This is a genomic window from Gottfriedia sp. S16(2024) (genome assembly GCF_050473765.1).
Classification (GTDB): domain Bacteria; phylum Bacillota; class Bacilli; order Bacillales; family Bacillaceae_G; genus Gottfriedia.
In genome coordinates this window covers 1,886,804-1,902,378 of record NZ_JBFLUO010000001.1, presented here as the reverse complement: position 1 = coordinate 1,902,378, position 15,575 = coordinate 1,886,804, and the positions used below count along the sequence as shown (strand labels likewise).

At 32.1% G+C, this 15,575-nt stretch carries 16 protein-coding genes; 2 read left to right on the top strand and 14 right to left on the bottom strand.

Translation table 11 applies throughout. The annotated features are described in order from the left end of the window. Positions 1 to 200: 200 nt before the first annotated feature. Positions 201 to 1,037 (top strand): alpha/beta fold hydrolase, encoded by an 837-nt coding sequence (locus tag AB1282_RS08955; RefSeq protein WP_390310387.1) that lies wholly within the window; start codon positions 201 to 203, stop codon positions 1,035 to 1,037. A 59-nt stretch (positions 1,038 to 1,096) separates the two neighbouring features. Here the strand turns inward: AB1282_RS08955 and AB1282_RS08950 are convergent. From AB1282_RS08950 to kapD, 7 genes are all read right to left on the bottom strand, one after another. Next, a protein-coding gene (locus tag AB1282_RS08950) for an IS3 family transposase (protein WP_429898917.1) occupies positions 1,097 to 2,259 on the bottom strand; the annotation gives its coding sequence in 2 pieces (ribosomal slippage) (positions 1,097 to 2,001 and positions 2,001 to 2,259; 1,164 coding nt in all). A 108-nt stretch (positions 2,260 to 2,367) separates the two neighbouring features. After that, complete coding sequence (locus AB1282_RS08945; RefSeq protein WP_056468649.1) at positions 2,368 to 3,771, bottom strand: sensor histidine kinase; 1,404 nt, start codon at positions 3,769 to 3,771, stop codon at positions 2,368 to 2,370. Continuing rightward, positions 3,768 to 4,442 (bottom strand): response regulator transcription factor, encoded by a 675-nt coding sequence (locus tag AB1282_RS08940; protein ID WP_056468652.1) that lies wholly within the window; start codon positions 4,440 to 4,442, stop codon positions 3,768 to 3,770. Before AB1282_RS08940 ends, AB1282_RS08945 begins: the two co-directional genes overlap by 4 nt. Continuing rightward, positions 4,435 to 5,421 (bottom strand): YncE family protein, encoded by a 987-nt coding sequence (locus AB1282_RS08935; RefSeq protein ID WP_429898916.1) that lies wholly within the window; start codon positions 5,419 to 5,421, stop codon positions 4,435 to 4,437. The genes AB1282_RS08940 and AB1282_RS08935 overlap by 8 nt, the downstream gene beginning before the upstream one ends. 110 nt (positions 5,422 to 5,531) lie before the next feature. Beyond that, the gene (locus AB1282_RS08930; protein WP_056468657.1) at positions 5,532 to 6,278 is read right to left on the bottom strand and encodes a FixH family protein; all 747 of its coding nucleotides are present in this window, start codon (positions 6,276 to 6,278) and stop codon (positions 5,532 to 5,534) included. Between the two features lie 213 nt (positions 6,279 to 6,491). Continuing rightward, entirely contained in the window at positions 6,492 to 6,674 is a 183-nt protein-coding gene (locus tag AB1282_RS08925) for a hypothetical protein (RefSeq protein ID WP_056468660.1), read from the bottom strand. A 978-nt stretch (positions 6,675 to 7,652) separates the two neighbouring features. Continuing rightward, complete coding sequence (gene kapD, locus AB1282_RS08920) at positions 7,653 to 8,273, bottom strand: 3'-5' exonuclease KapD (protein WP_056468662.1); 621 nt, start codon at positions 8,271 to 8,273, stop codon at positions 7,653 to 7,655. Positions 8,274 to 8,514: 241 nt separating this feature from the next. Here kapD and AB1282_RS08915 point away from each other — a divergent pair, with 241 nt between their 5' ends. Next, entirely contained in the window at positions 8,515 to 10,386 is a 1,872-nt protein-coding gene (locus tag AB1282_RS08915; RefSeq protein WP_056468665.1) for a transglycosylase domain-containing protein, read from the top strand. A 49-nt stretch (positions 10,387 to 10,435) separates the two neighbouring features. Here the strand turns inward: AB1282_RS08915 and AB1282_RS08910 are convergent, their stop codons facing one another. From AB1282_RS08910 to AB1282_RS08880, 7 genes are all read right to left on the bottom strand, one after another. Next, the gene (locus tag AB1282_RS08910) at positions 10,436 to 10,993 is read right to left on the bottom strand and encodes a DUF5366 family protein (RefSeq protein WP_056468668.1); all 558 of its coding nucleotides are present in this window, start codon (positions 10,991 to 10,993) and stop codon (positions 10,436 to 10,438) included. A 290-nt stretch (positions 10,994 to 11,283) separates the two neighbouring features. Next, the gene (locus tag AB1282_RS08905; RefSeq protein WP_286131624.1) at positions 11,284 to 11,670 is read right to left on the bottom strand and encodes a PaaI family thioesterase; all 387 of its coding nucleotides are present in this window, start codon (positions 11,668 to 11,670) and stop codon (positions 11,284 to 11,286) included. A 211-nt stretch (positions 11,671 to 11,881) separates the two neighbouring features. After that, positions 11,882 to 12,343 carry an SRPBCC family protein gene (locus tag AB1282_RS08900; protein WP_056468671.1) on the bottom strand — a complete coding sequence of 154 codons (462 nt, stop codon included), beginning with the start codon at positions 12,341 to 12,343 and terminating at the stop codon, positions 11,882 to 11,884. A gap of 3 nt (positions 12,344 to 12,346) precedes the next feature. Next, complete coding sequence (locus tag AB1282_RS08895) at positions 12,347 to 12,994, bottom strand: 3D domain-containing protein (protein ID WP_056468674.1); 648 nt, start codon at positions 12,992 to 12,994, stop codon at positions 12,347 to 12,349. 83 nt (positions 12,995 to 13,077) lie between these two features. Continuing rightward, positions 13,078 to 13,395: a YuiB family protein gene (locus AB1282_RS08890; protein ID WP_056469021.1), complete on the bottom strand. Its 318-nt coding sequence runs from the start codon at positions 13,393 to 13,395 to the stop codon at positions 13,078 to 13,080. A gap of 94 nt (positions 13,396 to 13,489) precedes the next feature. Beyond that, complete coding sequence (locus AB1282_RS08885; RefSeq protein WP_056468677.1) at positions 13,490 to 13,969, bottom strand: NUDIX hydrolase; 480 nt, start codon at positions 13,967 to 13,969, stop codon at positions 13,490 to 13,492. 181 nt (positions 13,970 to 14,150) lie between these two features. Further along, positions 14,151 to 15,368 carry an NAD(P)/FAD-dependent oxidoreductase gene (locus AB1282_RS08880; RefSeq protein ID WP_056468680.1) on the bottom strand — a complete coding sequence of 406 codons (1,218 nt, stop codon included), beginning with the start codon at positions 15,366 to 15,368 and terminating at the stop codon, positions 14,151 to 14,153. Positions 15,369 to 15,575 lie beyond the last annotated feature (207 nt).

The following is a 15,575-nucleotide window of genomic DNA, read 5'->3' as shown; positions in this document are numbered from 1 at the left end:
ATAGTCACTTTAAAGGTTGGGCTATTTCAATTATTTTAAATAAATACCTGTCTCTATTAGAATTGACGAAAAACTTATAATTTAAAAGTATTTTAGCCAATTGCATATCATATGGTGACATACAGAGTATTACTGAAATAAAGAATGTATTCCTTCCGTTTGGACATAATAATCCAAAAACTTAAAGGAGAGTTTGGATGATGAATCATTCTGGAACAATGCAGTCGACATATAAGGTTTCTGGACTTGATGTTTATTATGAACTTTACGGATACCATAATAGCAATAAGCAAGATTCAAAAGTATTTGTATTAATTCACGGTTTTTTATCATCTTGCTTCAGTTTCCGAAGACTAATCCCTTTTATCTCAAAAGATCATGTAGTTGTCGTAATTGACCTACCCCCGTTTGGTAAAAGTGGAAAACAGTTAAATTTTAAATATTCGTATGATAACTTTGCGAATGTTGTTATCTCTCTTGTAAATCATTTAAATTTGCAAAACATTTATTTAGTCGGACATTCTATGGGTGGGCAAATTGCTTTATATGTAACGAAAAAAGAACCGGAACTTGTTAAAAAAGTCATTTTATTATGTAGTTCAGGTTATTTAGGAAGGGCAAATCCACATTTAATTATTTCATCTTATTTTCCTTTTTTCTATCTATATATAAAAAGGCACTTAGCTAAACAAGGTATTATGAAATCCCTAATTTCTGTTGTTCATGATCAGAAGTTAATCGATGATGAGATGATAAACGGATACAAGGAACCTTTTTTGCAAGATGAAATTTTTAGAGCATTAACAAAGATGATTCGTGATCGAGAAGGTGATTTAAGTCCTTCAGATCTACAGAATATATCTGTACCTACTCTTTTAATTTGGGGAGAAAAAGATAAAGTAGTTCCACTAGAAGTAGGCGAAAGATTGCATCGTGATTTAAGGTACTCAACTTTATATACTTATCCAGAAGCAGGGCACTTAATTCCTGAAGAAATCCCTGAACATATTTATGAACGGATATCAAATTTTGTATAAGAAAAAGAGTCTCGAATTGCACATAACCCTGTCAAGTAGACAATGAAAAAAAGAGTATATTAAGCTGCGACCTTTTCACGATATTCTATCGGGGAAAGGTCGTTTAATTTTTCTTGGAATCGATCATTGTTGTAAAAATAAATATATTCGTGAATTGCCTTTGCTGCTTCTGGCTTGCTTTTCGGGTTCACTAAATACAACTTTTCCGTTTTTAAATGAGAAAAGAAGCTTTCGATACAGGCATTATCGTAACAGTTACCTTTCCTAGAATGACTTCCTTGAATCTTTATTTTCTCTGTAACTTGCTTCTTATAAGCTGGTGATGTGTACTGAAAACCTTGATCTGAATGGATTAATGCATCTTTTGTGAAGGGCTTGTTTTCCAATTGATCGAGAGTGTTCAACACTAATTCTAGGTCATTTCTTTCTGAAAGTTTCCAGGCTACAATTTCATTATTATAAAGGTCTAAAACTGTTGATAAATAGACAAATGTATCCCCAGTTCGCACATAAGTAATATCTGTTACTAGCTTTTGGTATGGCTTTTCTGCAGAAAATTTGCGGTTAAGGATATTTGGAAAAACGACCGAACCACGTTTACCATAGAAAGGACGCTTTTTTCGAATAACTGAACGAATTCCTAAATTTCTCATCATGCGTCGTACTCGTTTATGATTGACTAGAATGCCTTCTCGTTTTAAGGCTTTTGTCATTCGTTTATACCCAAAATAAGGGTGTATTTTATAAATAGCTAAGATATGCTCTTTTAATAATAATTCTTCATCCACTTTAACCGAGCGTTTAGAAAGACTTTTTCGCCACTTATAGAAGCCAGCTTTTGATACTTCACCTATTTTTAGTAACCACTTTAAAGGATGAAAATTTCGAAGTTGATTAATTATCTCAAAACGTGCCGCCTTTAAGACCATTCCTTTCCGTGAAGATTTGGATTGCGCTTTTTTAAGTATTCTACCTGCGCTTTCAGGTAATTAACTTCTTCTTCAATACTAGTAAAGTTTTTTTTACTCCATATTCCACGCTGATCATCAAAGGTTTCCCCATTTTTAACCTTACGTACCCACTGAGCTATTTGGGAATCACTTTTAATTCCAAACTTTTCACGAAGCATACGATATGACCATCCTTCATCCACTTTCAAACGAACGACTTCTCGCTTTACTTCTTCAGAATAAGTTGAAAATGTTTGTCCTTTTTTAGCCATAAAAAAATCCCCTCTCAGTTAAACAGTTAAGAACATCATATCATGTTCTCTTTTTTTACTGTCTACCTGAAGGGGATAATATCAAATCGGGACTCTTTTTCACATTTTTTATATTTCAAATATCGGTAAAGTAATTATAACCTTCAAGCCTTTACCATCAATATTCATAAATTTTAACTTACCATTGTGTTGGTCAATAATATGCTTTACGATGGCAAGTCCTAGTCCGGTCCCACCTTCGTTTCTAGATCTTGCTTTATCGACTCGATAAAATCTTTCTCCTAAATGCGGAATCTCTTCAGACGGGATCCCCTTTCCTTCGTCTAATATTTCCAATGTGACTTGTTTATCTTGAAATAGTGAAATATAAATTGTTTTACCTGAAGGCGTGTAACGGATTGAGTTATCAAGTAAATTGTGGATTACCTGTTGAAATCGATCTGGGTCAACATTTGCGATAATCGTCTCATCTAAATTTTTTTGAATTTTAATATTACGTTCAATTAGTATCTGGGAATATGTCTCGATTGTATCTTCAATTAACTGGGCAATTACATTAGGTTCTTGATTAAGTGGAAATTGCTGACCATCTAATGTGGCCAAGTCAAGTAAATCTCTAACTAATCTTTGCATCCGACTAGCCTCTTTTTGAATGATACCAACATATTTTAGTTGTTGTTCTTGTTTTATAACACCATCTAAAATTGCTTCACTATATCCTTTAACATAACTCAATGGAGTTCTTAATTCATGAGAAACATTTGCTAAAAACTCTTTTCTATTTTCATCTTCTTTTTGTAAAGAATCAGACATTGAGTTAAACGCAGTAGCTAGTTTTCCGATTTCATCACCACTAATGTAATGTATACGTTCAGTGTAATCACCATTTGCCATTTTATAAGATATTTGCTCCATTCTTGATAATGGCTTAATCATTTGTTTTATTATACTTCTGCCAATTAAAAGAATAATGAAAGCAAATAACAATGTACTGATCATAAAAATCCATTTTGATTGTTGGATTAATTCAGTAACACTCCTTAAAGGTAAGTGTAAATAAATAATCCCTTCAAGTTTTTCTTTTTTTACAACCGGAACAACGACACCGATTATTTGATGCTTAAATCTTTTTTCAAATCCTGTCTTCGTAATCACTTTTCCTTTTAATAAAGTTTCACGATCATCTTCAGTAATGAAAGATTCGTGGCTTACATTATAGGGGATACATGCACTTAAATCTCTTGGATTACTAATAAATAAAACATTAGCATTTGAAACAGCATCAAATTTTGAAACAAATTCTGAAAAGTCATTTACATTATTCGTATTATGATAATGATTTACTAAACCTTTACCTTCTTGGATTAACGTGGAACGAACGTATGAAACATATAATTGCTTATATGCAAACTGAAACATTAAAAAGAAAAAGATCGTTGTACAGATTACGATTAAACAAATCGTTAACCAAAGCTTTTGTAAAAACGATAACGAATAGAGCAATTTCCTCATCCGTTTATCCCAAATTTATACCCTACACCCCAAACGGTAGATATATAATCTGCATCCTGTCCTAATTTAATTCTTAAAGTTTTTATATGTGTATCGACTGTTCTAGCTGTACCGAAATAATCAAAACCCCAAACTTTTTCTAAAATTTGCTCACGGCTAAAAACGTGGTCTTGGTTCTTACAAAAGAAAAGAAGCAAATCATATTCTTTTAAAGTAAGCGATAAAGGTTTGTCCGATACAAAAGCATTCCTAGACTTTTCATTTATTTTAATTTGGCCAATCTGTAAAACTGAGGCATCCGTATTTTTCGTTCTTCTTAAAACCGCATCTACTCTTGCAATTAATTCACCTGGACTGAAGGGCTTTACGATATAATCGTCCGCTCCCATTTTCAATCCATTTACCTTATCCCACTCTTCACCTTTTGCTGTTAAGAAAATTACAGGTACATTTGATGTTTCTCTAATCTTTTTACAAAGGGTCCATCCATCCATAATGGGCATCATTATATCTAAAATTAATAAATCATAGTTTGATTGACTTATTTTTGATAATGCGATTTCACCATTGTTTGCTTCGTCCCAACTATATCCACTATTTTCTAAATACATTCCAACCAATTGGCAAATTTCTTGTTCATCATCAACAATCAATATCTTTCTTTCAATCATGACGAATGCCCTCTCTTAACAATAATTGAAAAGGTCCTCTTCCTACTGCAACTTCTTTTTCAATTTTCATCGTTGTCGTATTTATTTGGTACAACTTGTTTAAATCATAACTAGCTGCATAAGCAGTATGTTTAAAGCCAATAGCCGTATAAGGATTCGATCCAACTTCTATAAACTTAGTTTGATTAACTACATTCGGATTTAACTTATAAATTTGATTTGTACCATGGGCAATCGTAAACAATCCATCTTCATTTTGAAAAAACGAAATAGGCATTAAAGGCGTATGAAGGGACTTATTTTGCTTTCCAGTAGTAGTTGAATATACTTTTACGTACTCATTTTCCTCTTCACCATTTCCATGTCCCCCTACAAATAGTTCAGATGAATCTTTGTTTAAAATTAAGCCTACCGATGTGTTCGGCACTTCAATTGTTTGTTCAATTTTAAAACTACTTAAGTTAATACCAATCACATTTCTTTCGTTAAACAAGCTAACATATAATTTATGATGAATCGTATCTTCAACCATAGAAATAGGATTTCTACCTATTTTAATTTTTTTAAGAACCTTACCATTATGATTAAAAAATGTAATGTTATTCTTTTTTCCATTCGTTACAGCAATCATCCGATTACTTTTTAAAGAAATTATATTAGTGATACCAGTACCAGCATTCCAACTATCAACATGGTCCCCTGTGGAAAGATGATAAATATCTATTTTTGGATTTGTTGGATCATATACCGCAATATCTTCTCCATTTTGTAATAATTCTGCTCCACTTACATCTCTATTTAAATTCCAATCTGTTACTTTATGTAAGTCATCTAAATTTAGGAACGTTAAACTTCCCACTTTTTTATTTACTGAAATAAGGACATTTTCCGAATCCTTAATATGTGACATATTATTTGATACACAGCCAGCACAAAATAAGAAAAGTAAAATCGTGCTGAAGATCGAAATCTTTCTCAAAATATTCACCCCCATAAAAGCAATATCAGTCTGCCAATCTTGACTTCTAGCTTTTATATAAAAGAGGCTATCCTTCTATTCATCAAAGATAGGATAGCCTTCGTTATTATTTAATTTACGCTAACCTCTTTTTCAGTATGGTCATGTAAATCCTCTTTTTCAACATGAACCTTTACTGTATTTGTTCCTTTTTCTTTAAATGTATACTTAACTTCATATTCGCCAGGTGCAACTTCTTTTGCATCAGTATAGTCATGCTTTCCTTGCTCATCTTTCCATGTTTCAATTCGCACGTTCGCTTTTTCAAGTGGTTTACCATCATTTGTCATAAGATGAATCGTAAAGAGATTTTCTTTATTTGCAACAATCTTTTCAGTGCCCATTAAATGAATCATTACATCGCCATGATGATTATCTCCACTGTGTGTTTCATGTTCACTCTTTCCAGTATTACTATTACTAGTTGAGGTAGTAGCTTGAACTTTAAAATCCTTTTTCGGCATTGAATGTTGATCCCTAGCAGTAACATGGGCAATAACATAATAATCTCCCGGATCAGTAAATTTATATGTAGCCGAATAAATACCATCTGCACCATTTTTTGCATCAAGCATGGCAATACTATCCTCACCATTTTTACCAATTTCAAATTGAACTTCATCTGCGTCAGAAACCGCTTTATTATTTTGACTAACTTCAGCACCAATTGTAATTTCTTTATTTAAACTAATATCGGATGTCGGCAGAAGTATATTTACATCAACAGGTTTTTCAACTACAGGTTCCTTCTTCTTCTCATTAGAACATCCTGCAGTAATCATAATGCTTACAATTAATAGACTTAAAAACTTTTTCATATGTATTACCTCCTAAGATTCTGCTAAAGTAAACAGATCTTATATTTTAGATCGATAAGATTATGTTTTAAATGCGCTTTGTTAAACAGATCTGGATTAGTCTAATGTAGCTAATAAATTCACAAAAACAATCTATCACAAAAATGTGATGAAAATGTGATGTAACTCCAAAAAAAAGAGACCTTCCTTAGTAAGTCCCCATTATGAATTATTTTATTCACGTATTGATTTTTTTTCTTTTGATTCCATTAATTCTGTTATACGCTTTTCTTCTTTCAGCGATGCCTTTTTAATTAAGTAAAAAGTAATAAATGCGCCAATCATAAAAATAATTAATGAAATAACGGCAGGTATATACTCTGTTTTATCTTCAGGAAAATATAAAAACTCCATCATTGTCCCATCACTCCCACTGCCAATTATACAAAGTATTCTAAAATAATCAAAGTAAAATGAGGTATAGGTTAAAAGATTTTCCACTGATAATTAAGTATTGTGTTGTTGATTTCCACTTCGGGATGCTCGCTTTCCATGGGGCATGAGCTGAGCCTCCTCGTTCCTGCGGGGTCTCACCCTTCATTCATCTCCCATAGGAGTCGAGAATCCCTTCGTTCCAATCATTATCTTTATAAAAAAGTTTCTCTTAAAAATTGAGAATCATTGTTCTAGTGATTCTCAATTTTATTAATCAAATGATAAATGAAACTCAAGAACGAGGTATTCATCAAAAAATATTGAAAACATTTAAATCTACTCCATTATTTGCCCCTATTAAAAATATCAATCAATTTGAATCTTAACTGCAAAATTCCTCTTTCAACACTCTGAAAAACTAACTGATTTAAAATCTATCGGTTTTGCAGAGTGTTGCAATATATTGTAGTCAATATTGAAAATACAAACATTAAATGAATTTCTATGAAAAAATGGTCTATTTATTATTGTTTTATCTATCATAAACAATTGATTTTTGGTTGATAGATAATTTTTTTAACTAACTTACAAAATTAAACTATTTTCTTATTTGACGATCAATCTTTGTAAAGATGTGTATGTCGTCATCATAAGTTACAATTTGATTAATAAAGGGTAATTCATTCGTTCAATTGACTATTCGATTTTTTTAAGATTATTATTTTTTTATAAAGAACTTGATTGGAACGAAAGGGTGCTCGACTCCTATGGGATTAGCGGGAAGGCTGAGACCCCGCAGGCGGCGCCGAGGAGGCTCAGGTCCCGCCCCATGGAAAGCGAGCACCCTGTAGTGGAAATCAATAGGCACAACTTACTTATCAATGATACATCCAACAATTTAATTAACAAATTCCTCTTTCTACAAAATAAAAAACCAACTGATTTAAAATCAATTGGTTTTTAGTATGAAGATATTCTTTTCTTTAATAATGAAAAATCAATTAAGTCTCCTAAAGTTGCTGGAGCAGGTTTTTTCATATATTGCTTATCTTTTTCTACTAATTTATAAATATGATATGTCGTTAATGCATCATCTAGTGCTTTGTGGTGATTTCCAGTTCCATCTTTTCCATACTCTTTCATTGCGTTCCAAAGGCCAGTTTGATTTTGGTTACCGAAGAAGGTTTTATACTCAAGACATAAATCCCTTACTTCTCCATTAATTGGGAATGAAATATTTGCAGCCTCACAATTATGTTTTAGTACTCTCATATCCATATTGCCCCAAGTAATTACCGTAGTTCGATAGTTATTTGTCGCTTCATTTAATATTTCTCCAAGTTCTTTTAACTGTATACCATGATCAACATTCTCTTGAGAAATATTTAGAAACCTTTTGCATCTTGAGGATAACGTTGGAAACTGTAGCGGTTTAACAAATGAAGAATATGTTTGATTAATCTCATCATTAATGACACTTACAAAACCAACTTCAATGATTTCCGGAAAAAATTTAATTCCTTTTGATTTTCCATCTGGCATTGTAAATTCAAAATCAATAAACAGTAACTGCTCTTTCATTTCCTCACCTCCAGAAAAATAAATTTTCTGATTTTTACTTATTGTCTTATATGATTAACGAATATTCAAGTAAGACAAATTTCCTATTTTCAACTTTATTCCTTATTTTATTAATACAACCAATTTGTGTAAAAAATAACATAAGATACCCATCAAGATGAAAAATCGTGTTAAAATAATATCGTTCGTTTAATTTTTTCTTTAAACGAATTAATAAATAGAAAGTATATAGAGGGCTATTATGAAAAAAATTATTGGATTTATTATTATTATAATAAGCTTTCTTGTCTTTTATTTCACATCTCAGCAAGCTATGATGGCGTATGAGACCTCAAAACATATTCCCAAAAAGAAGGTAGAAGAACTACCTGTTGTTTCTTTATCACAGAACAGTGTTTTTTATGACAGAAATAATAATCCTTTTTACATTCCTGCTTCTGGTGATAATAGAATTAATTTAAAAAGCGGTGATATTCCGCAACTAGTAAAGGATATCTTTATTTCTACCGAAGATCGATATTTTTATTCACATAAGGGTATTGATTTATTTGGAGTTGCTAGGGCATTTATGGTGAATGTTTCGAATAGTGGAATAGAACAGGGAGCTAGTACAATTACACAGCAACTTGCAAGAAATTTATATTTAACTCAAGCGCGTACAGTCGAACGCAAAATAAAAGAGATTCAAATCTCTTTACAACTTGAAAAGCAATATTCTAAAGATCAAATTTTAGAAATGTACATTAATACAATATATTTTGCAAACCGAAACTATGGAATTGAAGCTGCAAGTAAAGCATATTTTAGCAAATCGGCAAAGGATTTGAGTATCGCTCAAACCGCTTTCGTATGTACAATTCCAAATAACCCAACTTTATATGATCCTTTGAAAAACTTTAATAACGCTAAAAAGCGTCAAGAAAGAATTTTAGGTATTCTTAGAGATCAGGGTAAAATCACTGAGCAACAGTATACTGCTGCTATGAAAGAAAAAATCACGCTAAAGAAAGATAGTAAAACACAGGAATATCCTGATTACTATTCTTACGTTGATTCTGAACTGAAGAGCATTTTAGCTGGTAAAAAAGGAAAATTTAATACTAGCAAACTATCAGCAGCACAACAAACTGAATTAAAAAAATTAAAAACTGTTCAAGAAAGAGCATTATATTTACAAAATCAAGGCTTAAAAGTCTATACAAGCTTAAATCCATCGGTACAACAAGTGACTGTCAGCGCAGTTAATCGAGGAACACTTTCAACAAATACGCAGGGCGCTGCAGTTGTAGTAAAAAATGATACACATGAAATTATTGCAATTTCTGGGGGAAGAAACTATGAACCTCACAATCTAAATCGAGCGTTCCAATCGTATAGACAGCCAGGTTCAACAATTAAACCATTACTAGTTTATGCGCCATATATTGAAACCTTTGGTGCTACTCCTGATACAAAAGTAAACGCAGATAACTACTGTAAGGGCACATATTGCCCTAAAAATGATAGTAAGAAAGAATACGGTGATGTAACTTTACGTACTGCTATGCAGAACTCATTCAATACGGCCGCAGTTCGATTATATGAGCAACTTACACCACGTATAGGTTATTCATACTTAGATAAGTATGGTTTTAGAACGATTACAAATGAAGACCGTATAGAGCTTGGTCGTGCACTTGGTGGCTTCAATGTCGGTATGTCACCATTAGAAATGACAGATGCATATTCTACATTCGGAAACAATGGGGTATTCTATGAAAATACCGCGATTAAAAAAATCACGTTAAGAGATGGTACTGTTTTATACGATAATGAACCAAAAGCAGTTCGAGTATACAATCCATCAACGAACGAAACAATGAGAAGCATGTTAAACTCTGTAGTAAAAGATGGTACTGCTAAACATATTTATATGCCGTTAAACTATATAGGTGGTAAAACAGGTACAACTAACGATAATACGAATCTATGGTTCATGGGATTAACTTCAAATTATACAATTGGTACATGGATTGGTAATGATAAACAAAGAATTCCAATTCCAAAAAACTATTCTTATCCACCTACACAACGAATTTGGCAAAACATCGTTGTGAATGGCCATTTATATTAATCTATAAACAAAAAAGTAGCACTTTTGATTATCAAAAGTGCTACTTTTTTTAAAATGGCATTGAAGTTTTTAATTTAGCTAAAACCGTAAATGCACCATATACTACTCCGCTACCTACTAATCCCCAAATGATTAATTGGATCATTATAAATCCAATGACCCCTACAATTGTATAGTTAGATTTTTGCTTAATTAAAAATAAAATATAAAATGCAATTACTGATACTAGTAAAACAATAGCAATATACACTAAAGATTTATTTAAAAAGATAGCGATTAATCCACCTATTAAGAAGACAAAAGAATATTTCTTAGTTGCTAATAAGTCTACTCCTTCATTATCCTTTGAAAATAGAAGTAGAGCAAATTGCCAGATCATATCAGAAATTAATTTGAATCCACTCAAAACTAAATAGAAAAGAAATGCTATACCTAGAAATGTAAGGATTCTAATTTCCTTCTCTGGAAGTAGATCTGTAAGTGGTTGTAGAATACCAGATACTGATAAAAAGTTTATAGTCATTTGAAAGAAGTTTAATGTAATGGCGACCGTAAACATAATAATTGATAAAAGTGCATTAAAGCCTGTGTAATATATATTTTTCATCGAATGTCTCCTTTCTTCTCTATCTCAAGAAATTTCAAATTCATTCAAAAATCCTTAAATAGAGGATGTCTCACTTATCTTCGAATTTTTATATACACAACTTAATTATTTTACCATAAGTTTAAGATAAAATTGATGAGTTTCTACTTTTTCTTTTTAGAAATAATCATTTTAAATTACATTTAATATTTAAGAAACTCGACTCATCCTTTAACCAAGTGTCATTCGTTTGATATCCACGTCCATAAAAAAACTGCTAAATTATAATTGTAATTTAGCAGTTTTTTATGTTAATTTCTTTTATCTTTAATCGCAACTGTACATCTTGAGATACAAACTAACTGCTCATCCTCGGAATAAATTTTTATATCCCAAACCATTGTCGTTTTACCTGTATGTACTGCAGTTCCGATCGCTGTTACGACACCGTCACGAACAGAACGTATATGATTTGCGTTTATTTCAAGGCCAAAAGCGAGTTGATTCTCTTGATCAATCATCGAAAACGTCCCTACACTCGCAACTGTTTCAGCTAAAGCAACTGAAGCACCACCGTGTAAATAACCAAACGGTTGATGTACTTTTTCCGTTACCTCCATTTTCATCACTACTTTGCCTTCTTCAACAGACTCTATCGTCATGCCTAAAGCATGCATTAAGGTCATTTTCTCTTCCATTACTCCTCCGCCTCTCGATTAAAGCTTACGTGCTTTAAACAAAATCTATTTTCGTCATACTTGTTTGAACAAAAGATTATGTTTAACAAATTCTATTTTATTATAAAATTTTACATATTTTAAATTCGAGGTAATGAAAAGATTATCCTTTTATTCGAAATAAATTTACTAGTAACGTTGTAAACCCCTTGCAATTGCAAGGGGCATGTTTTTATAGTACGCCATCAAACCGTTTTTCTGCGTAATTTTTTAAACTATCCATTTGTTTTACTAAATTTCGTTTTGTGAACCAACTGAGTATGAAGCCCGTCATTTTAGCTACTACTGAAGACATTTCCAAGCTACATTCATAATCTAACCGGGTCTGATTTGATTCAACAGAAAAAAATCGATAGACCGCATCTGCTGTATAATTAGTATGCTTTAATCGAATACCCAATTCTTTTGGTGGGCTATAGGAAATGATTTCGCCATCATATTCTTGAATTTCCCCATCTTCTTCTAACTTTTGCTTAAACTTATGACCAACTGGATTTTCTCTATTATAATTTTCATCATACTGATTCTCTATAAAACCTTCCATCCACTTTTTTAAATGCTCATCTGAATCAACAACTTCAAAAACAGCTTCGATTGGTGCATTAATGATTAAGCTATAATTTATATTTTCCATGATCTATTCTCCAATTTGATTCTTTGATTGTTGCCTAAATACTTGTAACGAGTTTTGTTCATTCAATTCTTTTAGATCTGATTCAGTAAATCTTCCTGATCCCTGTTTTATTATATAAACAGCTAGTTTCTTCTTTCCCCAATGCTCAAATACATCTCCAACAGTTTGATAATATAAGTCCAAATGATTGCCTTTTACTGCTGCGCCTTTATCTGCTACTACTCCATATCCATACCCAGGAATAAATAATACCGTTCCGATTGGAAATACGTTCAAGTCAGCTGCAATGGTCGAAAATAAATCTCTCTTTACTTCCACACCTGAATAAGTAATTCCATATGAATGGTCTTTAGGACTTTTTCCTGTCGATTCCCTTCCAGCTGTATATCCAGTTGCTGTAACTGTTATCTTTTTATAATTATCCCAATTCGTATTATGTTCGATGTTTTTTGCCATTGTAATCATTATGCTCTCATTTGTGATCGTTTTATTTTCTTCAGCAAATACTTTATTTATTACGATTGAATCACTAAACCAACCTTTTATTGTAGCGACTTGAATATTTGCAAGAATTTTTAAAGAAGAAAACAAAGCAATAATGAATAAAATAGATAAAATAACTCGTCTAAATAATTTTTTATTTATACCCAATGAATCATTTCACTCCTTTTCATCTTTTCATCTTTCCCTAAAACAAAAAAATTATAAAAAAAACTTTCTCATACATGAGAAAGTTAGAACATTTGATATCCATTTTTTCTTAATGAAAGGATTACTACACCTGACATAATTGCTCCTACTAGACCAGCTGTTAAAATAACAATATCACCGGTTCCTACTGCCATTAGGTTTGTTTTTAGTGTCTCAAAAGCTACAGTAGTATTAGTAAAATATTTTACCGTACTAATCTTGTCCACAATCATAACAATCAATAGCGGATAGATTACTACCATAAACCAAGTTGTTCGAAAAAGCATATTTGCTAGGAAACCGATTCCAAAAGCTAATACGAAAAATAACAATATTGAAATTAGTAAAACTGGAATACTCATCACCATATAAAAAACACCCCACATTTTTTCTATATACAGTGTAAAACCTTCTTGTCCTATCGTCAATTTTAAAAAAATTCAAACTATTTAAAAATTACTTAATAAAATGATATGTAGTATATTGGAATTGATCTCCTGGGTTTAAACCTTTAACCACATCCATTGGTTTATTCGGAGGATTTTCGATTAAGTATTTAATTAGTAATGAAGATGTTGGATCTTTTACTAGCTCTTCTTCAGAAATAAAACGTGCATCTGATAACTCTTCTTCTTGAATCGAAATCGTTGTATCATTTGCCTGTAATAAGAAAATTAACATATTATCACTAATTTCTTCACGAATAACACCAGTTCTAACACCTATTAAGCCTATTAAGGATGCGTTTATGCCCGTTTCCTCTTTAATCTCTCTCAATACAGCTTGGTCAACAGTTTCATCTTGTTTTACAAAACCTGCTGGTAAAGACCATAAACCTTTTAAGCCACTATATTTTTTCTTTACAACTAACCATCTTCCATTAGAGTCTTTCACTAAACCTGCTACTCCTAGCCATACATTACTTCTTTTACTCATCTATTATGACCACCTTTACGATAAAGAAAACTCGTCTATTGGCGAGCCTTTAGGAGAAGACAGAGACGTAGTTGCCTTTATATTTTATACTTAAACTTGGAAACTACGTCAACTCCCTGCTGCCAATTCAATTTTGAATAATGTACAAAGAAAAAGCTCGACTTAAGTCGAGCTAATATGCTTATAGAAAGTTTAATTTACCTTTTTTAAGAACTAACATTGGTCCACCAAGTACGAATAAATAACGGTTATCAATTACTTTTTTCATAAATGAAGCTTTCCAACCAGTTAATTTTTTACCGTAAACTACGCCAATTGCATCATCATGTCCTAATGAACATACTGTACCTTTAATGTCTGGTGTGAATTCTTCTAATTCACCTTTTCCACGAACTAGTACTGCTAAGTTGTGTGCAACATTAAATCCTTGTTGAATTGCAATTTGTGCTGTTGGTGGGTATGGACGGTTACTTGCTTCGTCAATTAATAAAGCAGAGTCACCAACGATAAATACATCGTCATTTCCAGGAACACGCATATCTTTTGTAACTTTTACACGTCCACGCATAGCTTCAAAACCAGCTTGCTCTACTAATGCATTTCCACGTACACCTGCAGCCCAAACAACTGTTGCAGAGTTGATTTTCTCTTCTACATCACCTTTAGCAACGATGATTCCTTCTTCAGTACATTCTTTAATAGCTGTACCAATTTTGAATTCTACGCCTTTTTTCTCTAATTGAGAAACCGCATAGTCAACTAATTCAGGATCGAAACCTGGTAATACCATTGGTGCAGCCTCTACGCAAATAATACGAACTAAATCACGATCGATATCATACTCTTTGCATAATTCTGGAACACGGTTTGCAAGTTCACCAACAAATTCAATACCAGTAAATCCAGCACCACCAACGATAATTGTTAATAACTCATCGCGTTTTTCAACTGGAGTGTTGTAGTATTTAGAGAAGCTGTAATCAATATGCTCACGAATTTGACGAGCAGCATTGATGTTAGCAATTGAAAATGCATGTTCTTTTAATCCTTTAATTCCGAAAGTTTCTGACTCAAAACCAAGTCCAACTACTAAATAATCATAGTCTAATTCGCCGTTAGAAAGAAATACTTTCTTCTCTTCAGGTTTGATTTGAGTAACAGTATCTTGAATAAAGTTAATTTTATCTTGATTAATCACGTCTTTAATATCAAGACGTGTACGGTCATGGTGTAATGTACCTGCTGCATTTTCATGTAACCATGTTGCTTGGTAGTGGTAGCTGTTTTTATTTACTAGTGTAATGTCCGCTTCATTTGCAGATAATGTTTTTTGAAGTCGAGTTGCAGTAATAATTCCACCATACCCAGCTCCAAGGATTACAATCTTAGGCTTATTCATGATATACATACCATCCTTTTAAATTATATTAAGTACCTACAATTTGCTGTAATATCTCTAAATCTATAACTAAGCTCAATAGTGAGCAATCTAAATCATTATAAATTAGTACATAAGTGAGCAAACGATTATATAGGGATATTTGTCTAAATATTTCGTAATAATTGTCACAAAATGTTAACAATTAGCCTATAACAATATTAAAGT